Source organism: Amycolatopsis sp. A133 (assembly GCF_031082405.1).
Taxonomy (GTDB): Bacteria; Actinomycetota; Actinomycetes; order Mycobacteriales; family Pseudonocardiaceae; genus Amycolatopsis.
Genome location: NZ_JAVHJU010000066.1, coordinates 55,899 through 75,467, shown reverse-complemented (window position 1 = coordinate 75,467; position 19,569 = coordinate 55,899). Strand labels below are relative to the sequence as shown.

Sequence of the window (19,569 nt, the reverse complement as noted above, 5' to 3'; positions counted from 1 at the left end):
TCACCCGTGATTGGAGGGGCATCTCGCGTGATGCCTCCTCAATCACGCGTGATGCCTTCCTGATCACGGGTGATGCCTCTTTGCGCACGTCAGCCGAGGGCCCAGAGGCGGGCGTAGTGGCCTTTGGCGGCCAGGAGCTCGTCGTGGGTTCCCGTTTCGACGATGCGGGCGTGGTCCAGGACCACGATGCGGTCCGCGCGGGCCGCTGTGGCCAGGCGGTGGGCGACCACGAACGTCGTGCGGCGGCGGGCGACCGTCTCCGTTGCGCGCAGGACCGCGGCCTCCGTCGACGGATCCAGGGCCGCCGTCGCCTCGTCGAGCAGCAGGACGTCCGGGTCCACCAGTTCCGCCCGGGCCAGGGCCACCAGCTGGCGCTGGCCCGCCGACAGCGACCGGCCGCGTTCGCCCACCGGCTGCAGGAAGCCCGCCGGCAGGGCCGCGACGCCGTCGAGCGCGCCCACCGCGCGGATCGCCGCCTCGACCTCCGCGTCGGAGGCCGACGGGCGGCCGTAGCGGACGTTGTCGGCCACCGTGCCCGAGAACAGGTGGGCCTCCTGCGGCACCACGCCCATCCGGCGCCGCAGGCCGGCCAGCTCGTACTCGCGGACGTCCGTGCCGTCGATCCGGACCTCGCCGCCCGTGACGTCGTAGTAGCGCGCCACCAGCTTCACCGCCGTCGACTTCCCGGCGCCGGTCGCGCCGACCAGCGCGACCGTCTCGCCCGCCGCGACGTCCAGCGAAAACTGCTCCAGCGCTTTGCCCTCGGTGCCGGTGTAGGCGAAGTCGACTTCCTTGAACGACACCTCGCCGCGCAGCCGGGGCGGCACCGCCACCGGGTGCTCGGCCGCCGGCACCGACGTCGGCGTCCGCAGCAGGTCGCCGATCCGGTTCAAGCCGACGCTCGCCTGCTGGTAGCCGTCGAACACCGCCGACAGCTGCTGGATCGGCGAGAAGAACTGCTGCAGGTACAGCAGGAACGCGAGCAGCACACCGGCCGACAGCGTGCCCGCCGCGACGCGGTCCGCGCCCGCCACCAGCACCGTCGTCGTCGCCAGGTCCGACAGCAGCGCCACCAGCGGGAAGTACGTCGCCACATACCGCTGGGCCCGCAGCCGCGAGCGCCGGTAGTCGTCGCTGCGCGAAGCGAACGCCTCCGCGGAGCGGTCTTCGCGCGTGTACGCCTGCGCGACGCGCAACCCGCTGACGTTCTCCTGCATGTCCGCGTTCACGACGCTGACCCGCTCGCGGGCCTCGTTGTAGGCCTTCGACGCCGACCGCCGGAAGATCACCGTGGCCACCGCCAGCACCGGCACCATCGCCAGCGCGTACAGTGCCAGCCCGGCGTCGGTGACCAGCAGCGCGGCCGTGATCCCGGCCAGCGTCAGCGCGCTCACCACCGCGGTGGCGAGCCCGGTCTGCAGGAACGTCGACAGCGCGTCGACGTCCGTCGTCATCCGGGTCATGATCTTCCCCGACAGCTCCCGCTCGTAGTAGTCGAGCCCGAGCCGCTGCAGGTGTGCGTAGCTGCGGACGCGCAGCGCGTACAGCACCGTTTCGCCCACCCGCGACGTCAGCCGCGTCTGCGCGAACACCACCAGCCAGTCGGCCGCGATCACGACCGCGCCGATGCCGGCGGCCAGCCAGATCACCCACTCGACGCCGGTGCGGACGCCGTGGTCGACGCCGAACTGGTACAGCCCCGGCAGCGCGATCGACGCCAGCGCGTCCGCCGCCACCAGCCCGATCACCAGGGCCAGCGGCCCGCGGACCGGCCGCAGCAGCCCCGCCAGCCGGAACTTCGGGTCGGGCGCGGTGACGTCCACGCCCGGCAGCTGCGGCTCGTCGACCGCGGCCGGGAGCTTGCGCACGCCCTCGATCAGCTCCGGCGTCGGCGGCACGTCGAGGCCGCCGCCCCCGCCGACGAACCCGCTGCTGTTCGGATCGCCGCTGCGCATCCGCGCGGCTTCGGCCAGCGCGTCGACCTCGTCGCGGCTCTCGTCGCGCGGCCACAGCGACGGCGTGACCCCGCCCGGCCCGCAGTCGAGGCCTTCGCAGCGGTGCTTCTCTTCGACGTCGTCGCCCGGGCCCGCCACCAGTTCGCGGAACAGCGGGCAGCGCGCCATCAGCTCGGCCTCGGTGCCGACGTCGACGACACGGCCTTCGTCCAGCACCGCGATCCGGTCGGCCAGCGCCAGGGTGGACCGCCGGTGCGCGATCAGCAGGGTGGTCCGGCTCGCGGTGACCGACCGCAGGGTGTCGTGGATCGCCGCTTCGGTGACGGTGTCGATGGCCGAGGTCGCGTCGTCGAGGACGAGGATCCGCGGGTCGGTGATCAGGGCCCGGGCCAGCCCGAGCCGCTGCCGCTGCCCGCCCGAGAGCGTGAGCCCGCGCTCGCCGACCAGCGTGTCGTAGCCGTCCGGGAGAGCGCGGATGAAGCCGTCCGCCTCCGCGGCCTTGGCCGCCGCGACGATCTCCTCCTCGCTCGCGTCCGGGCGGCCGTAGGCGATGTTGTCCCGGATCGACGAGGAGAACAGGAACGCCTCTTCGAACACCACGCCGATCGCCTGCCGCAGCTGCCGCAGCGGCACGCCGCGGATGTCGAGGCCGCCGACCCGCACCGCGCCCTCGTGCACGTCGTAGAAGCGGGGCAGCAGCAGCGAGATCGTCGACTTCCCGGAGCCCGCGGTGCCGACCAGCGCGAGGGTTTCGCCCGGGTTCGCGGTGACCGAAAGGCCGTCCAGCACCGGATCGCTGCGGGTGTAGCCGAACCGGACGCCGTCGAGCTCCACGCCCAGCGGGCCGTCCGGCAGCGGCCGCGCGTCCGGCGCGTCGGCGACCTCCGGCTGCGCGTCGATCAGCTCGTACACCCGCTCGGCGCCGGCGCGGGTCAGCTGGGCCTGCACGACCAGCCCGGACAGCATCCGGGCGGGACCGATCAGCGTCGCGAGGTAGGTCGCGAAGGCCAGGAACGTGCCGAGGGTGATGGAACCGTTCAGCGCCAGGACACCGCCGATGCCGAGCACGGCGACCTGGCCGGCGGCGGGCAGGGCGGCGGTGGTCGCCGTCGGGATCGCCGACAGCTTCGCCGCGCGCAGCCGCTCCCCGAACAACTTGCGCGCGGTGCCTTCCAGCTTCGAGACTTCCCGCGTCTCCTGGCCGAAGCCCTTGACCACCCGGACGCCGGTGACGGTCTCCTCGACCTGCTGCGCGACGTCCGCCGCGCGCTGCTGCGCCGACCAGGTGGCCGGGAACAGGCGCTTGCGGCTGCGCGTGACGATGATGCCGACCGCGGGCGTGACGACCAGCGCGATCAGCGTCAGCACCGGGGACAGCCACAGCATCGCGACGAACGACAGCAGCGCGAAGACCACCGAGCCGAACGACAGCGGGACCTGCATCAGGATCCCGGTCACCAGCTGCAGGTCGGAGATCGCGCGCGAGGCAACCTGGCCGGTGCGCAGGGCGTCCTGCTTGCCGCCGTCCAGCCGCGAAACGGCGTTGAAGACGCGCTGGCGCAGGTCGTGCTGGACGTCGAGGGCGAGCTTCCCGCCGAGGTAGCGGCGCGCGAACGCGGTGCCGAAGGCGACCAGCTGCAGCGCGATCAGGAAAACGGCGATCCCGGGCAGCCCGCCGGTCTGCCCGGCCACCGCGTCGTCCACCGCGGTGCGCACCAGCAGCGGGGTGGCGGCCTGCACGCCGACGCCGAACGCGGCGGCGAGCAGCGACAGCACGACGAGTGCGCGGTGCTCCCACGCCGCGGCGGACAGCCGGCGGATCCAGCCGGCGGTCTCGGTGGGTGGGAGCTCTTGACGGGAGCGGGGCGGAGCGACGGTCACGTTGTCACACTAAGCGCCACCACCGACAAAATATTTCCCTGAATGCCGAGAAGGCCACCTCGAGCTGCTCGAGGTGGCCTTCACGGGCAGCGAAGGGACTACGTGATGTCGCGCTTCTGGTTGCCCGCCCAGCCGAGGCCGAAGAAGAGCATCGTCCACGCGAAGAAGATCAGCGCCGAAGCCCACCACGAGATCACGCCCGGCGCGCCCGCCGCGAGCTGCAGGCCGAGCGCCGACCAGTGGTCGACACCGCCCGGCAGGTTGAGCGAGTTGATGCCGAACGCGTCCGCGGCGATCCCGCCCACGATCCCGTTGGCGGTGCCGTTCGGCAGCAGGCCGCCCAGGATGTCGGCCGGTCCCCAGAGCGCGATGACGAGCACGTTCTCCACGATCAGGAACCACACCAGGAACAGCACCACGGCCAGCGGCACGTTGCGCAGCACCGCGCCGAACCCGATGCCGAACAGCGTCACCAGCACCGAGGCCAGGATCGTCCCGCCGAGCGCGGCCAGCCACTGGCCGGCACTGGGCCACCGCCCGGAATCGACCGACGCCATCACCGCGACCGCCGAGACGCCGAAGCTCACCAGGCCGTAGATCGCGCCCCACGCCACGTACGTCAGCATCTTCGCGGTCAGCGCCGTGACCCGGTTCGGCGCCGTCAGGAACGTCGTCGTGATCGTCTTGCTGCGGTACTCGCCGGCCAGCGCGAAAACGCCGAACAGGCCGGGGATCAGCTGCGCGATGTTCACGCCGTGCGCGAACGCCAGCAGCCCGACCGGCAGCTTGCTCGCGTCCAAGCCGACCGCGCCCGCGACCTCGCGAGCGTCGCTGGAGCCGATGAAGTCCGCGAAGTCGTTCGTGATCTTGCCCCACACGAACGTCAGCCAGAACGCCACCAGAGCCAGCGGGATCAGCAGCACCCACCACGTGTTCAGCGAGAGCGTCTTGCGGAACTCCGCCTTGATCAGGTTGCCCATCACTGCTGCGGCCCTCCCCAGTACTGCTGCTGCTGTTGCTGCTGCGGGCCCGACGGCGGGCCCTGCTGGTAGTGCTGCGGCGGCGGGGAACCGGGCGGCGGGCCCTGCTGGTACGGCGGCTGCGGCGGCGGGTAGCCCGGCGCGCCGGTGTACTGACCCTGCGTCAGCTGGAAGAACATCCGCTCCAGGTCGGCGTGCTCCTCCTGCATCCCGTAGACCGCGATCCCGGCCTTCGCAGCCAGGTCGCCGATCTGCTGGACGCTGGACCCGGCGACCGCGACCCGGCCGTCCGGCGTCGGCGACACCTGCTGGATACCGTTCTCCTGCAACGCCTTCACGAGCGCCGACGGGTCCGCCGGCTGCACCAGCACCCGCGACTGCTGGCCCTTGCGCAGCTGCTCGAGCGGGCCGTAGTACCGCGTCACGCCCTGGCTGATGATCACGACCTGGTCGATCAGCTGCTCGACCTCGTTGAGCAGGTGGCTCGAAACCAGCACGGTCCGCCGCTGCTCGCGCGCGTACGACCGCAGGAAGTTGCGCAGCCACAGGATGCCCTCGGGGTCGAGGCCGTTCGTCGGCTCGTCCAGCACCAGCACCTGCGGGTCGCCCAGCAGCGCCGTCGCCAGCGCCAGCCGCTGCCGCATGCCGAGGGAGAACCCGCCCGCCTTCCGGTCGGCGGCACTGCCCAGGCCCACCAGGCCGAGCACCTCGTCCGCCCGCTGGTCCGGCACCCCGATCGCGGCGGCGTACACCCGGAGGTGGTTGCGCGCCGTCCGGCCCGGGTGGAAGCCCTCGTTCTCGAGCACCGAGCCGACCACCCGCGCCGGGTTCCCCAGCTGCGAGTGCGGCCGCCCGTTGATCGTCGCCGTCCCCGAAGTGGGTGTCACCAACCCGAGCAACATGCGCAACGTCGTCGTCTTGCCGGCGCCGTTCGGGCCGAGGAAGCCCGTCACCGAACCGGGTTCGACCGTGAAGCTGAGGTTCTGCACGGCGTTCACCGCGCCGAACCGCTTGCTCAGGTTCTGCACCACAATCCGGCCACTGCCGTCGTGCATACCGTCCCCTAACGTTCCCCGCTGATGCGGCGTCATCCTGCCCTACCGGCGTCGCTCGCGCGCACGGAACGCGCCAGAGCGACTTTCGTCACTTTCCGCTACCGGCCGGTGCCGCCTCCGAGGCCGCTGACCAGAGGATTCTTGATCTCCGGTCAGATCAACTTGGTAAAGAATTCGTGCGACTTTCCGACCCGGTGCAGCCAACTCGCCGGAAGCCCTCTAAGCTAGGACTCGGCGGCCCGCTCCCAGTGACCCCCAGGCTGGTTGAGCGGGTCGCCCCTTCGTCTTCGCTTCGCTTCGACTCCGTCGTGTTACCCGGGGGGCCGAGCCCCCCGGACCCCCCCACGGTGCCTTCGTCGCGGCTTTGGGGTCTGCCGGGCGTGCTGTGGGTGTCCGCGTGCTGTGGCATCGTTGCGTGGGTGCGGATCTTGCTCGTCGAGGATGAACGGCGGCTGGCCGAGGCGCTGCGGGCCGGGCTCACGGCCGAGGGGTACGCCGTCGATGTTGCCCACAACGGGCGGGATGCGCTGTGGCACGCCACCGAACATCCCTACTCCGCCATCATCCTCGACATCATGCTGCCCGGGCTGAACGGCTACCGCGTCTGCCGCCGGCTGCGGGACCAGGGCAACAGCACCCCCATCCTCATGCTCACCGCCAAGGACGGCGAAGACGACGAGATCGAGGCCCTCGACACCGGGGCCGACGACTTCCTGCCCAAGCCCTTCTCCTACGGCGTACTGCTCTCGCGGCTGCGTGCCCTCATCCGGCGCGGAGGAGCCACCCGGGCGGGCGTCCTCAAACTGGGGGACCTCGAACTCGACCAGGCCGGCCGGACCTGCCGGCGCGGCAGCACCGACATCACGCTCACCGGCAAGGAATTCGCCTTGCTCGCTTACCTCATGCAGCGGCCGGGGCAGGTCGTCACCAAGGCCGAACTGCTCGACAACCTGTGGGACTTCGCCGCTTCCGCGACCGCCAACCTGGTGGAGGTGCACGTGAGCGCGCTGCGGCGGAAGATCGACGTTCCGTTCGGCGCCGAGACCATCCGGACGGTCCGCGGTGCCGGTTACCGCGTGGTGACCGCGGGTGCCTGATTTCTGGCGCTCCACCCGGTTCCGCGTCGCCGTCACGGCTTTCGCCGCCTCCGCCGTGGCGCTCGGCGCCGTGTCGGTGTGGTTCGTCCTGCAGACGCGCAGCCGCCTCGAGACCGCTGCCACCCAGCTCGCCGACGCCCACGCCGACGCCGTCGTCCAGCTGCTGAACACCGGCGCCCGGCCCGCCGACCTCGCGCTGCTCGTCCGCGACTCGATCTACGAGGTCAAGGACCAGCGGGGCGTGTCGGTCGCGTCCTGCCCGGTCCTGCGGGAAGCGACGCTGGCCGCCTACGACACCGAAGTCATCCTGCGGCCCTACCAGTACGACCGGTCCGCGCAGGGGTCCGTCGGCTGCGCGCCCGAGCTGCGCGGGCTCGACGACGACCTCACCCTGCACGTCGTGCACGCCGACAGCGGCGACAGCGAGTACGACGTGTTCGCCGGCGCGGAGATCGACCCCGAGGGGCAGGCAGCGGCCGATTCCGTCCAAACCGTGCTCGCGGCCGGGGTGCCCGCGGTCGCGCTGCTCATCGGCGTCATCGCGTGGCTCGCCGTGCGCCGGTCGCTGCGCCCGGTCGAGGCCATCCGCGGCGAGGTCGCCGGGATCGGCGCGCAGGACTTGGGCCGCCGGGTCCCGGACCCGCGCACCGGCGACGAGATCGCGCGGCTGGCCGGGACGATGAACACCATGCTCGCCCGGCTCGACGAGGCCGTCACGCGGCAGAGCCGGTTCACCTCGGACGCGTCGCACGAACTGCGCACCCCGCTCGCTTCGCTGCGGACCCAGCTCGAAGTGCTCTTGGCCCACCCCGGCCGGATCGATTGGCAGCAGGCCTGCGGGAACGCGCTGCTCGACGTCATCCGGCTGCAGGACCTCGTCGCCGACCTCGTCCTGCTCGGCAAGCTCGACCACGCAGGCCCGGACCGGCAGCGGCCCGTCGCACTGTCCGAAGTGGTCGGTGCCGTGGTGGACGGCCGGAACGGGATCGACGTCGAGATCACCGGGACGCCGTCGGTGCGCGGCCACCGGTCGCGGCTGGAGCGGCTCGTCCGCAACCTCGTCGACAACGCGCAGCGGCACGCCGTCTCCCGCGTCGCCGTCACGGTGTCCGCAGTGGACGGACAGGTGGTCCTGGCGGTCGAGGACGACGGACCGGGTGTCCCCGAAGCGGACCGCGAGCGCGTCTTCGACCGCTTCGTCCGGCTGGACGACGCCCGCGACCGCGACGACGGCGGTTCGGGCCTGGGCCTGGCCATCGTCGCCGACATCGCCCGGGCCCACGGCGGCACGGCCGCGGTCGAGGACCGGAGCCGGTTCGTCGTCCGGTTCCCGGAGCTGAAGACGTCTTAAGCGCGCTTCAGGCTCCGTTCAGCGGCCAAGATCGACGCTGCGGGCATGACCCTCTCCTGGCGGCCCCTCGACCACGCCGAATACCGGGCTTCGTCGTGGTTCCCCGGCCTGACCGGCCTGCGCGCGCTCGCCGCGCTGGCCGTCGTGTTCTTCCACTACGGCGGCCCGGTCGCCGACCGGCTGCAGGGCTGGATCGCCGTCCAGCTGTTCTTCGTGCTGTCCGGCTTCCTGATCACCACGCTGGCGCTGCGCGAAGAGGACCGCACCGGCGTCGTTTCGCTGCGCGGCTTCTACGTCCGCCGCGTCTTCCGGATCATGCCGGTGTACTTCCTGCTGCTCGGCCTGACGGCGCTGGCCGTCACGCTCGCCGGGTCGTACCAGAGCAGCCGGCTGGCCGACGCGATGCCGTTCTACCTGGTCTTCGGCAACGAGCTCGTCGGCTACAACACGCCGTACCCGACCTCGTGGTCGCTGGGGGTGGAGGAGAAGTTCTACCTCGTCTGGCCCGCGCTGCTCGTGCTGACGTCGTTCGCTCGCACCGGCAAGACCGCGCTGCGCCTGCTGATCGCCGCGGGCGTGGTGACCGGTGTCCTCTTCGGAGCGTTGCCGCTCGCGCCGTCGCAGCGGTGGGCCGAGCTCAGCGTGCACTACTGCTCGCTGGTCGTCGGCTGCCTGCTCGCGCTGGCGCTGCACCACCCGCGCGGGTTCGCCGTGTTCCGGCCGCTGACCAGCCCGGCCGCGGCGGTGCTGGTCGCGCTCGGGTTCGGCGTGCTGCAGCTGTCGGTCAAGCCGCTCGGGCAGCAGCTCGGCGGCCACTGGCAGTTCGTCGTGCCGATCTACGCGGCCGGGTCGGCGCTGCTGCTGGTGGCGGTGATCGCGCAGGGGCCGGTCCGGCGGGTGCTGTCGAGCCGTCCGCTGACCTACCTCGGCGACCGGTCGTACGCGCTGTACCTCACCCAGACCGGGGCCGCGGGCGTGACCGGCCTGCTGTTCCCGACCGGGCTGGGCAAGGCCGTGGCGACGTCGGCCGTCGCGCTGCTCTTCGCGTGCGGGCTGCGGCGGTGGGTCGAGCTGCCCGCGATCGCCTTCGGGCGGCGGCTGCTGGGCGGGGTTCGCCGGAAGAAAGGGGAGCGGGCTCCTGCCGCGGTGCGACAGGAACCCGCTCGGGTGAGGTAGGTCAGGCGAGGACGGTGTCCAGCGGCGTGTGCGGCAGGTCGTGGGCCACCGCGACCGGGCCGTTCGTCAGGGCGCCGGCGTGGGTGTTGAGACCCTTCGCCAGCGCGGCGTCCGCCTGCAGCGCGGCCTTCCAGCCGTGCTCGGCCAGCTGGACCGCGTAGGGCAGCGTGACGTTCGTGAGGCCGTAGGTCGACGTCCGGGGCACCGCGCCCGGCATGTTCGCGACGCAGTAGAAGACGGACTCGTGCACGGTGTAGGTCGGGTCGTCGTGCGTGGTCGGACGCGAGTCGGCGAAGCAGCCGCCCTGGTCGATCGCGATGTCGACGAGCACGCTGCCCGGCTTCATGCGGGCGACGAGCTCGTTCGAGACCAGCTTCGGCGCCTTCGCGCCCGGGACGAGGACCGCACCGATCACCAGGTCGGCCTGCAGCACGGCCTCCTCGACCGAGAACCGGGTCGACGTCACCGTGCGGATGCCGGGGCCGAAGTCGTGGTCGATCTGGCGGAGGCGGTCGACGTTGGTGTCGAGGATTTCGACGTCCGAACCGAGGCCCAGCGCGACGCGGGCGGCGTTCAGGCCCGCGACCCCGCCGCCGATGACAACGACGCGCGCCGGGTGCACGCCGGGGATGCCGCCGGGCAGCACGCCGCGGCCACCGCTCGGCTTCATCAGCGAGAACGCACCGACCTGCGGGGCCAGCCGGCCCGCGACCTCGGACATCGGGGCGAGCAGCGGCAGGGCGCCGCTCGCGGTCTGCACCGTCTCGTAGGCGATCGCGGTGGTGCCGGCGGCCAGGAGCGCGTCGGTCAGCGGGCGGTCGGCGGCGATGTGCAGGTAGGTGAAGAGGACCTGGTCCGCCCGCAGCCGGGGGTACTCCTCGGCGATCGGTTCCTTGACCTTGAGGACGAGCTCACCCTCGGCCCAGGTCTCGTCGGCGGTGGCGAGGACCTTCGCACCGGCGGCGACGTACTCCTCGTCGGTGATCGACGAACCCACCCCGGCACCGGTCTCGACGAAGACGTCGTGCCCGCGGCCGACCAGCTCGTGCACCCCCGCCGGAGTCAGCGCGACCCGGTATTCGTGCTTCTTGATTTCACGGGGAACGGCGATACGCACGGTCGGCCTCCTGGGTCGGTCTGCGTCCGGAATCGGTGCGGTGTTACCACTCACGGTGAACCACCCGGACGGCGGTGTCATCGTGCTGACCGGACAGTTCTCCGCCGCATTCGTAGTGCTGTTGGGACAAGACGCTTGACTTCGACTTCACTTGAGGTTGCAGCGTGTCGGTATGCGTGCGGTGTGGTTGCGGGAGTTCGGCGGTCCGGAAGTCCTGGTACCGGGGGAGGCGCCGGACCCGGTCGCGGGGCCGGGCCAGGTGCTCGTGGAGGTGGTGTTCGTCAACACCACGTTCGTGGAGACGCAGTTCCGGGCGGGTGCTCCGGGGCCGTTCCGGGCGGCGTTGCCGCTGATCCCCGGCAACGGCGTCGGCGGCGTGATCAGCGCGGTCGGCGCGGGGGTGGACCCCGGGCTGGCGGGGCAGCGGGTGGTCACGTCGACCGGCGGGTCGGGTGGGTACGCCGAGCGCGTCGCGGTCGACGCGGCGGCGGTGTTCGAGGTGCCACCCGCGCTGTCGCTCGACGCGGCGGTGGCGGTGCTCGCGGACGGCCGGACCGCGACCGGCTTGGTGCATGCGACCAGGGTGCGCCCGGGCGATCGAGTCCTGGTCGAGGCGGCGGCGGGCGGCGTCGGCGGCCTGCTGGTGCAGCTGGCGAAGGCGGCGGGCGCGTTCGTGATCGGCGCGGCGGGCGGGCCGGCGAAGGTGGCCCGGGTTCCCGGGGCCGACCTGGTGGTCGACTACTTGCGGCCGGACTGGACGTCCTCGGTGGGTTCCGTGGACATCGTGTTCGACGGCGTGGGTGGCGAGATCGGCACGGCGGCGTTCGGGCTGCTGCGCCCGGGCGGCCGGATGGCGGTGTACGGGCTGGCGGGCGGATCGTGGGCCGAAGTGTCCGAAGAGGACGCTGCGGCGCGCGGAGTTTCGCTGGTGCGGTCGATCGGGGGACCGGCGGAACTGCGTGCGTTCACGGAGTCGGCACTGGCCGCGGCGGCGGAGGGGCGGTTGGTGCCGGTGATCGGGCAGCGGTTCCCGCTGGAGAAGGCGGCGGACGCGCACGCGGCGATCGAGTCGCGCGCGGCGGTGGGAAAGACGCTGCTGGTGCCGTGATCGACGACTTCCTGGCCCGGCCGCTCACGGCCCGGGTGGCGACGGACGGACCCACGGTCCGGCCCACGTGGTACCTCTGGGAGGACGGCGCGTTCTGGATCCTCAGCGGCCCGTGGTCCCGCCTGCCGGCGCTTCTTCGCGAGCGGCCGCGGATTGCGCTGACGGTCGATGTCTGTGAGCTTGACACCGGCGTGGTGGTGCAGGTTTTGGCGAGTGGTGACGCGGAGCTGGTCCCGTTCGACGTGGCGCGTGGTCGCCGGAAGCTGGTGCGGTACCTGGGGGCCGATGAGCAGCGGTGGGATCCGCGGTTCCGCGAGTACCTGCACGGGGACGTCGGCGCGGTTTGGGTGTACCTGCGGCCGTCACGGCTGGTCGCGCACGACCTGAGCTACCGGGTGCCGTGAAGGCCTCCTCGAAGAGCTCGAGGAGGCCTTCACGGATTCCGCCGCGGGAAGCGGAGCGTCAGGCGCGGTACGCCGACCAAGCGTTCTTCATCCGCGTCGTCTGGCCCGCGGTGAACTCGTACATGCAGCTGTCGTAGCTGTAGTCCATGAAGTTGTGCACCGGGTCCTTGCCCGTCGACGTGCAGGTGTCCTTGCCCGTCGGGCAGCCGGACGTCGCCGTCGCTTCGGCCGGCGTGTCCGACACGTAGTCGCCCGAACCGGAGCAGCCGCCCTGGAACGTGTGGTACAGGCCCATCCAGTGGCCGACCTCGTGCGTGGCCGTGTCGCCCTCGTTGTAGTTCGCGGCCGACCGGCCCGGGAGGGACTCGTCGAGGAGGACCACGCCGTCCAGCTTCGGCTGGGAGTTGTAGCTGGACGGGAACGTCGCCCAGCCGAGCAGGTCGTCGCCGAGGCTGGCGGTGTAGACGTTCAGCGCGTTCTTGCCGCCCTTGCGCAGCGCGTTCTTCATGTTGCGCTCGGCCGAGGTGCCGTCGGTGATGCCGTTGTACCAGGTGGAGTTGTTCGTGTAGTCCGTGCTCACGAGCGAGAAGCTGAAGCCGCTCGACGCGTACGCGCTGTTCAGGACCGAGATCTGCTTGGTGATCGCCGACGCCGGCAGGTTGCCGGCCGAGCCGCTGGTGATCACGTGGAAGTACACCGGGATCGAGACCGCGGCGGCGACCTCGGCCGACCGCGCCGTGCGCTTGCCGGCGAGCTTGCTCTGCATGTCCGCCTCGATGCGGGCCGCCTCCGCCGGGGACACCGTGCCGGCGTGGCCGTCCTTGCTGCGGTCCGCGGCGTGGGCGGGGGTGAAGCAGTCGCCGCTGGGCGCCGCGACGGCGCTCCCGGCTCCTGCGGCCGGGACGGTCAAGGCGACCAGGGAGAGCGCGGACACCGCACCCAGCTTGACGGCCTTGCCGAACCGCTTCGCACTGCTCATGGCGGAACTCCTCTTGCAACGACCCGGCTACCCGGGGTGGTGAAGAGAAAATGCGGCACACGACCCCCCGAATCCACCATCTTTCGGCTGGAAAAGACAATCCGAACGATCGGCGCGATCCATGCGGAGTAACGCATAAGCCGGACGCTGGGCCGAACGGCCCATCAGCTCCAGCGGATGGCGACCAGCTGGGTGAGCAGCGCCAGCCGGACGTCGGGGTCGTCGAGGTCCAGCGGCACCAGCTCGAGCAGCTTCCGCATCCGGTACCGCAGGGTGTTCGGGTGGATCCGCAGCTCCCGCGCCGCCGCCCGCGGGTCGCCGGGGTGCCGCAGCCACTCGTAGAGCGTCTCGACGTAGCCCGCTTTGCCCGCTTCGTCGTGCGCGCGCAGCGTGCTCAGCGGACCGAGGTCGGCGACCTTGGCCGCGGCCGCCGCCGTCGCGCCGCGGTGCAGCGTCAACGCCGTCCAGGCCTCGTCGAAGGCGATCACGCGCTCGCCGAGGATTTCGGCGCGCAGCAGGCCGAGGGCTTCGTCGGCCTGGGCGCGGGACACCGAGAGGTCGCCGATCTCGGCGGGTGCGCCCGCCGCCGCGCGCGGGGCGCCACCGCGCCGGGACGCCGGCTGCGCTTCCAGGGCCTGCCGCAGCTCGGCCCAGCCGCCCGGCCCCGGCCGGTCGGGCACCACGGCGTAGAGCAGCCCGGCGAGCTCGGTCGCCACCGGACGGCTGCCGATGCCCTGGGAGATCCGTTCGAGCAGGGCGAGCCGCAGCCCTTCGGCGTCGCGCCCGTCGCCGCCGGTGACCTCGATGACGACCACGCGGTGCGGCTCGTCGGACAGGTCCAGCTCCGCCATCGCCTTGCGCGGGTTCGCGCGGCCTTCGAGCACCGTGCGCAGCAGCTCGGCCGACGCGCGGCGCTGCGCGTCGGTGTGCGCGCGGCGCCGCAGCAGGTGCAGCGCGACGACGGGGGCGGCGTCGGCGAACGCGGCCGCGCGCTCGTCGGACACGGGCCCGGCGACCACCGCCCACATCGACCCGAGCAGCTCGCCGCCCATCCGGATCGGCACGATCAGCCGCGGCAGCGTGCCGTCGCGCTGCGCCGGGACGAAGATCGTCTGCCGGCCGCGGGAGAGCTCCCGGAACACCCCGCGCGACCGGAACCGCGCGAGCACGTCGTCGGGGATGCGGCGGCCCATGATCGTGGCGACGCGGGCGGGGTCGGTCAGGTCCTGGCGCGCGGAGTAGGCGAGCACGCGCGAGTTGGTGTCCTCGATGGTCACCGGCGCGTCGACGACGCTTGCGACGGCGTCGGCGAGCCGGAACAGGTCGCCGGACCCGGGGTCGAGGTCCTCCGACTCGTCGGCGAGGGCGTCGAGGACGGTCCGCAGCAGCCAGACCAGCTGTGCCCACGACGTCGCGGCGTGCACCTGGATCAGCGCGATCCCGCTGGCCTTCGCGGCCCGCTTCACCGCCGGTTTTGCGGCCAGCGGCGGCTTGAGCAGGACGGCGGCGGCGCCCTGTGCGGCGCTCTGCTTCACCAGTTCGGCGGCGTCTTCGGGCCCGGTCGTGGCAACGCCGAGGACGAGGTCGCCGGCGGCCAGGGTGAGGGCACCGCCGGGTTCGGCGATGACGACGTCGGCGACCGCGGGCGAGTCTTCGGGCACCTGGAGCGCGTGGAGCAGCGTCGGCCCCACCCGGTCGACCACGTTGCGCACCGAAACCACGGGAGCATTCTCGCCGAGGAACCGGGGAATGGCTCGGTAGGGTCGTCAGGGCGGCTAACGGGACAACACCGCCGTCAGGACCCGCCACAGCTCGCCGGCGGGGTCCCCGGCCGGTTCCGGGGACCGCCACGCGACGATGCCGTCGGGCCGCACCAGCGAAGCGCCGCCCGCCGACAGGCCGTAACGAGCGGCGAAGACGTCGTCGTCGAGCACGTGGCTGTCGAGGCGGACGCCCAGCTCCGCCGCGATGTCCGCCGCGGCCGGCTGCCACCGCGTGCCGTCGGTGGCGCACAGCAGCACCCACGAGTGCCCGAAGAGGTCCACAGTGGACTCCAGGCTCGGCGCCCGGAAGCCGGGCCGCCCGGTCGGGGACGCCACGTCCTCGACGCGCTCGCCGTCGTCCGGCTCCTCCGGGAGCACCGCCGTCGAGCGGTAGCGGAACCCGAGGAGGATCGCGAGCTGGTCTTCGGCCTTCGTCAGCCCGGAGACGTCGAGATCGGGGTGCATGCGCTGCTTCATGTTGTGCAGCGACGTGTCGACGACCATCCGCGCGATCGGCTTCCGCTCGGCTTCGTAGGTGTCGAGCAGCGCCGGCCCCGCTTCGCCGCGCAGCACCGCGGCGAGCTTCCACGCGATGTCCGCGGCGTCGCCGACCGCCGTGTTGCCGCCCATCCCGCCGGTCGGCGGGGTCACCTTCGCCGCGTCGCCGACCAGGAAGACCCGCCCGGAGCGGAACCGGTCGGAGAGCCGCGCGGCAACTTCCCACGAGCCGGTCCAGACGATCTCCGGGTCCAGTTCCGGCAGGTCGGTGGCGGCGCGGATCATCGCCACGAGCCGGTCGTGTGTGAAGTCGGCCGGGCGTTCGCCGCGGTCGGGGAAGTAGTCCGGGGCGAAGACGTACCGGTTCGGCACGTCGGTGGTGACGAACCCGGCGGTGAAGTCCGGGTGCTGCAGGTAGAACAGGTCGGCCACCCCCGCCTGGACGCGGTCGCCGAGGTCGGCGTCGAACACCACGCCGAGGCAGTGGCTCAGCGCGTCCACCCCGGTGGTCCCGATGCCGAGCCGCTCCCGGATCCCGCTGCGCCCGCCGTCGGCGGCGACGACGTAGTCCGCGTGCACCACGGTTTCCTCGCCGGACTCGCGGTGGCGCAGCGTCGCGGTGACGCCGTCGTCGTCCTGGGTGAGGCCGGTCAGTTCGGTCCGGAACGCCACCCGCGCGCCGGCCTTTTCCGCGTGCGCCAGCAGGATCGGCTCCACGACGTCCTGGCCGGCCATGGCGGCGGGCAGCGTCGTCGAGGCCGAGACGTCGAACTCGCTGCCGTCCTCGACGAGCCGGTGCAGCACCCGGCCGGCCAGGCTGGTCGCGACGGTGATCCGCAGCCCCTGCGACGCCCGCGGGCTCGCCGCCCGCACCTCGCGGTCGATTCCCGCCCAGTGGAACAACTCCATCGTGCGCCAGTTCTGCCCGGCGGCGCGCGGGTGGACCGACGTCCCCGCGTGCCGCTCGACGGCCAGCACGTCCACCCCCGCCTGCGCCAGGAACAACGCCGCCGACAGTCCACCCAGCCCAGCGCCGACGACCAGCACCTGCACCCGCTCCACCACGACTACCTCCATATCTGTGAATCTCCGTGTGCGAATATCTTAGACACAGAGAGATTTACTTGACAAGGCGACTCCGCTCCCAGGAGGTGGGACGGGTTGGGTAGGCCGTTCGGCGCAAGTAGCTTCGTCCCGGCAGCCCTCACGAAGCCCTTGAGCCGCAAGGAGAAAACCGATGGCCGAGAATTCGGCGTGGTCCTTCGAGACCAAGCAGATCCACGCGGGTGCCGCGCCGGACCCGGCCACGGGAGCGCGGGCGACGCCGATCTACCAGACGACGTCGTACGTCTTCCGCGACAGCCAGCACGGCGCCGACCTGTTCAGCCTGGCCGAGCCCGGCAACATCTACACGCGGATCATGAACCCCACCCAGGACGTGCTGGAGCAGCGGCTCGCCGCGCTCGAAGGCGGTGTCGCGGCGCTCGCGTTCGCGTCCGGCTCGGCCGCGACCACGGCGGCGATCCTGAACCTCGCCGGCGCGGGCGACCACTTCGTCTCGAGCCCCTCGCTCTACGGCGGCACCTACAACCTCTTCCACTACACGCTGCCGAAGCTCGGCGTCGAGGTCACCTTCATCGAGGACCAGGACGACCTGGAGCAGTGGCGCGCCGCGGTCCGGCCGAACACCAAGCTGTTCTTCGCCGAGACGCTGGCCAACCCGGGCAGCAACGTCCTCGACATCCGGGGCGTCGCCGACGTCGCGCACGAGGCCGGCGTCCCGCTCGTCGTCGACAACACCGTGCCGACGCCGTACCTGCTGCGCCCGATCGAGCACGGCGCCGACGTCGTCGTGCACTCGGCGACGAAGTACCTCGGCGGCCACGGGACGACGGTGGCCGGCGTGCTGGTCGACGGCGGCACGTTCGACTTCGGCCAGGACCCGGCGAAGTTCCCCGGCTTCAACGAGCCGGACCCGAGCTACCACGGCCTGAAGTACTGGGAAGCGCTCGGGCCGGGTGCCTACGCGGCGAAGGCGCGCGTCCAGATCCTCCGCGACACCGGCGCGGCGATCGCGCCGTTGAACAGCTTCCTGATCCTGCAGGGCATCGAGACGCTGTCACTGCGTCTCGAGCGGCACGTGGCGAACGCGCAGGCGCTGGCCACGTGGCTCGAACAGCGCGACGAGGTCGAGAAGGTCTACTACGCCGGCCTCCCGTCGAGCCCGCACTACGCCAACGCGCAGAAGTACCTCCCGCGCGGCGCGGGCGCGGTCCTGTCCTTCGACCTGCGCGGCGGCGTCGAGGCGGGCCGCAAGTTCGTCGACGGCACCGAGCTGCACAGCCAGCTGGTGAACATCGGCGACGTCCGCAGCCTGATCGTGCACCCGGCGTCGACCACGCACAGCCAGCTGACGCCGGCGGAGCAGCTCTCCAGCGGCGTCACGCCGGGGCTGGTCCGGCTCGCCGTCGGGCTGGAAGGCATCGAGGACCTCAAGGCCGACCTGGAGGCCGGATTCCGGGCGGCCAAGGCGGAACTGTGACGGCTGGGCCCGTCACCGGCGCCTGGCGGATCGGTGATCCGCCGGGCCGCCGGAAGTTCGTCACCGGCCCCGGCGCGCTCGCGCTGGAGGCCGGTGGCGTGCTACCCGCCTTTTCGCTCGCGTACGAGACGTGGGGGACGCTGGATTCCGACGCGTCCAACGCGATCCTCGTCGAGCACGCGCTGACCGGGGACAGCCACGCGGCCGGGCCCGCCGGGCCGGGGCACCCGAGCACGGGCTGGTGGGACGGGCTGATCGGGCCGGGCAAGGCGGTGGACACGAACGAGTTCTTCGTTGTGGCCCCGAACGTGCTGGGCGGCTGCCAGGGCTCGACCGGGCCGTCGTCGCCTTCGCCCGACGGGCGGCCGTGGGGCAGCCGGTTCCCGGTGGTGACGGTGCGGGACCAGGTCGCGGCCGAGGCGGTACTGGCGGACGCGCTCGGCGTCGCGCGGTGGGCGGCCGTGGTCGGCGGGTCGATGGGCGGGATGCGCGCGCTGGAGTGGGCGGTGTCGCTGCCCTCGCGGGTGGCGTCGGTGCTGGTGCTGGCGTCGACCGCGCGGGCGTCCGCCGAGCAGATCGCCTGGGCCTCCCCGCAGCTGCACGCGATCCGCAGCGACCCGTTCTTCCACGGCGGCGACTACTACTCGGCGCCTTCGGGGCCCGTGGCCGGACTCGGCATCGCCCGCCGGATCGCGCACGTCACCTACCGCAGCGAGCCCGAGCTGGCCCAGCGGTTCGGTCGTTCCGCGCAGGACGGCGAAGATCCCCTGCGCGGCGGCCGGTTCGCCGTCGAGTCCTATTTGGACCACCACGCGGCCAAGCTGGCGCGCCGCTTCGACGCCAACAGCTACCTGGTGCTGACGGAGTCGATGAACACCCACGACGTCGGCCGCGGCCGCGGCGGCGTGGCGGCGGCACTGGGCCGGGTGACGGCACGGGCGGTGATCGGCGGCGTCGACAGCGACCGGCTCTACCCGCTGTACCAGTCGGCGGAGATCGCGGCCGGGATCCCGGGTGCGCCGGAGCCGTCGGTGGTGTCGTCGCCGTACGGCCACGATTCTTTCCTCATCGAGACCGGCCAGATCGCGGCCCTGGTCAAGCACCTGCTCGGCTGACGCTCGGGGCTAGTCCGAGACGGCCTCGGAGATCCAGGGGGCCACCGGCAGGTCGCGGTCCAGGCACTCCGCCGACAGCCGGATCGTCCAGCGCAGGGCCTGCAGGACGAGGCTGTCGACCTCGTCCGGGGCCGCGTTGGCCAGGGCGATCTCGACCTGCTCCTGCGCGGCTTCGGTGTTGCCGTGCACCTCCGCGAGCAGCGTCCGGACCGCGGTCCGCACCGGCGGGTCGGCCTGGTCGATCGAGACCTCTTCGCCGTCCTCGTCGAACACCTGGACCTTCACCGGGGCGCTGCCCCCGTCGCCGAGGGTGGAGACCATCGCGCTGCACTCGCCGAAGAGCAGCAGCATCAGGGCCTTCGTCTCGTCCGCGCGGGCCTGGGGCTCGGCGGCCGACGGGGCGACCTCGCCCAGCGCTTCGGCGTCGTCGCCGAGGCTCAGCGCGGTCAACGCGCGCTGAGCCTTCTCGACGAGCCGGCGCTCCTGCTCGCTCCAATCCGGGTCCACGTGCCCCATCAAACACCACGACGGCGCTCGTGGGGATACCT

The 19,569-nt window shown here is 72.3% G+C and carries 15 protein-coding genes; 7 read left to right on the top strand and 8 right to left on the bottom strand.

Annotation, left to right across the window (positions count from 1 at the left end; translation table 11 throughout):
- Window positions 1-89: 89 nt before the first annotated feature.
- From Q5425_RS38800 to Q5425_RS38790, 3 genes are all read right to left on the bottom strand, one after another.
- Window positions 90-3,836 (bottom strand): ABC transporter ATP-binding protein, encoded by a 3,747-nt coding sequence (locus Q5425_RS38800; RefSeq protein ID WP_308677405.1) that lies wholly within the window; start codon window positions 3,834-3,836, stop codon window positions 90-92.
- Window positions 3,837-3,934: 98 nt separating this feature from the next.
- A complete protein-coding gene (locus tag Q5425_RS38795; protein ID WP_308677404.1) occupies window positions 3,935-4,816 on the bottom strand; it encodes an ABC transporter permease subunit in 882 nt (293 codons plus the stop codon).
- Window positions 4,816-5,871 carry an ABC transporter ATP-binding protein gene (locus Q5425_RS38790; protein ID WP_308677403.1) on the bottom strand — a complete coding sequence of 352 codons (1,056 nt, stop codon included), beginning with the start codon at window positions 5,869-5,871 and terminating at the stop codon, window positions 4,816-4,818. Before Q5425_RS38790 ends, Q5425_RS38795 begins: the two co-directional genes overlap by 1 nt.
- A 419-nt stretch (window positions 5,872-6,290) precedes the next feature.
- Here Q5425_RS38790 and Q5425_RS38785 point away from each other — a divergent pair, with 419 nt between their 5' ends.
- From Q5425_RS38785 to Q5425_RS38775, 3 genes are read left to right on the top strand one after another with little or no spacing between them, the layout of a single operon-like run.
- Window positions 6,291-6,968 (top strand): response regulator transcription factor, encoded by a 678-nt coding sequence (locus Q5425_RS38785; protein ID WP_308677402.1) that lies wholly within the window; start codon window positions 6,291-6,293, stop codon window positions 6,966-6,968.
- Window positions 6,961-8,319, top strand: a complete 1,359-nt coding sequence (locus tag Q5425_RS38780) for an ATP-binding protein (protein WP_308677401.1) — start codon at window positions 6,961-6,963, stop codon at window positions 8,317-8,319. Before Q5425_RS38785 ends, Q5425_RS38780 begins: the two co-directional genes overlap by 8 nt.
- Before the next feature lie 45 nt (window positions 8,320-8,364).
- Window positions 8,365-9,495: an acyltransferase gene (locus Q5425_RS38775; protein ID WP_308677400.1), complete on the top strand. Its 1,131-nt coding sequence runs from the start codon at window positions 8,365-8,367 to the stop codon at window positions 9,493-9,495.
- Between the two features lies 1 nt (window position 9,496).
- Here the strand turns inward: Q5425_RS38775 and ald are convergent, their stop codons facing one another.
- On the bottom strand, window positions 9,497-10,612 hold the full coding sequence (gene ald, locus Q5425_RS38770; RefSeq protein WP_308677399.1) for an alanine dehydrogenase: 1,116 nt from the start codon (window positions 10,610-10,612) through the stop codon (window positions 9,497-9,499).
- Window positions 10,613-10,784: 172 nt separating this feature from the next.
- Between ald and Q5425_RS38765 the strand changes: the two genes are divergently transcribed.
- Together Q5425_RS38765 and Q5425_RS38760 are read left to right on the top strand one after the other, a co-directional pair.
- The gene (locus tag Q5425_RS38765) at window positions 10,785-11,720 is read left to right on the top strand and encodes a zinc-binding dehydrogenase (protein WP_308677398.1); all 936 of its coding nucleotides are present in this window, start codon (window positions 10,785-10,787) and stop codon (window positions 11,718-11,720) included.
- A complete protein-coding gene (locus tag Q5425_RS38760) occupies window positions 11,717-12,124 on the top strand; it encodes a pyridoxamine 5'-phosphate oxidase family protein (protein WP_308677397.1) in 408 nt (135 codons plus the stop codon). The genes Q5425_RS38765 and Q5425_RS38760 overlap by 4 nt, the downstream gene beginning before the upstream one ends.
- Before the next feature lie 58 nt (window positions 12,125-12,182).
- Here the strand turns inward: Q5425_RS38760 and Q5425_RS38755 are convergent, their stop codons facing one another.
- From Q5425_RS38755 to rdmE, 3 genes are all read right to left on the bottom strand, one after another.
- Entirely contained in the window at window positions 12,183-13,103 is a 921-nt protein-coding gene (locus tag Q5425_RS38755) for a zinc metalloprotease (protein ID WP_308677396.1), read from the bottom strand.
- A 164-nt stretch (window positions 13,104-13,267) separates the two neighbouring features.
- Entirely contained in the window at window positions 13,268-14,824 is a 1,557-nt protein-coding gene (locus Q5425_RS38750) for a helix-turn-helix domain-containing protein (protein ID WP_308677395.1), read from the bottom strand.
- A 54-nt stretch (window positions 14,825-14,878) separates the two neighbouring features.
- The gene (gene rdmE, locus Q5425_RS38745; RefSeq protein WP_308677394.1) at window positions 14,879-16,441 is read right to left on the bottom strand and encodes an aklavinone 12-hydroxylase RdmE; all 1,563 of its coding nucleotides are present in this window, start codon (window positions 16,439-16,441) and stop codon (window positions 14,879-14,881) included.
- Window positions 16,442-16,601: 160 nt separating this feature from the next.
- Between rdmE and Q5425_RS38740 the strand changes: the two genes are divergently transcribed.
- Both Q5425_RS38740 and Q5425_RS38735 read left to right on the top strand, forming a co-directional pair.
- Complete coding sequence (locus tag Q5425_RS38740) at window positions 16,602-17,906, top strand: bifunctional o-acetylhomoserine/o-acetylserine sulfhydrylase (protein ID WP_308677393.1); 1,305 nt, start codon at window positions 16,602-16,604, stop codon at window positions 17,904-17,906.
- Entirely contained in the window at window positions 17,903-19,021 is a 1,119-nt protein-coding gene (locus Q5425_RS38735; protein WP_308677392.1) for a homoserine O-acetyltransferase, read from the top strand. Before Q5425_RS38740 ends, Q5425_RS38735 begins: the two co-directional genes overlap by 4 nt.
- A 9-nt stretch (window positions 19,022-19,030) precedes the next feature.
- Here Q5425_RS38735 and Q5425_RS38730 read toward each other — a convergent pair whose 3' ends face one another.
- Complete coding sequence (locus tag Q5425_RS38730; RefSeq protein WP_308677391.1) at window positions 19,031-19,537, bottom strand: hypothetical protein; 507 nt, start codon at window positions 19,535-19,537, stop codon at window positions 19,031-19,033.
- Between the last annotated feature and the right edge of the window lie 32 nt (window positions 19,538-19,569).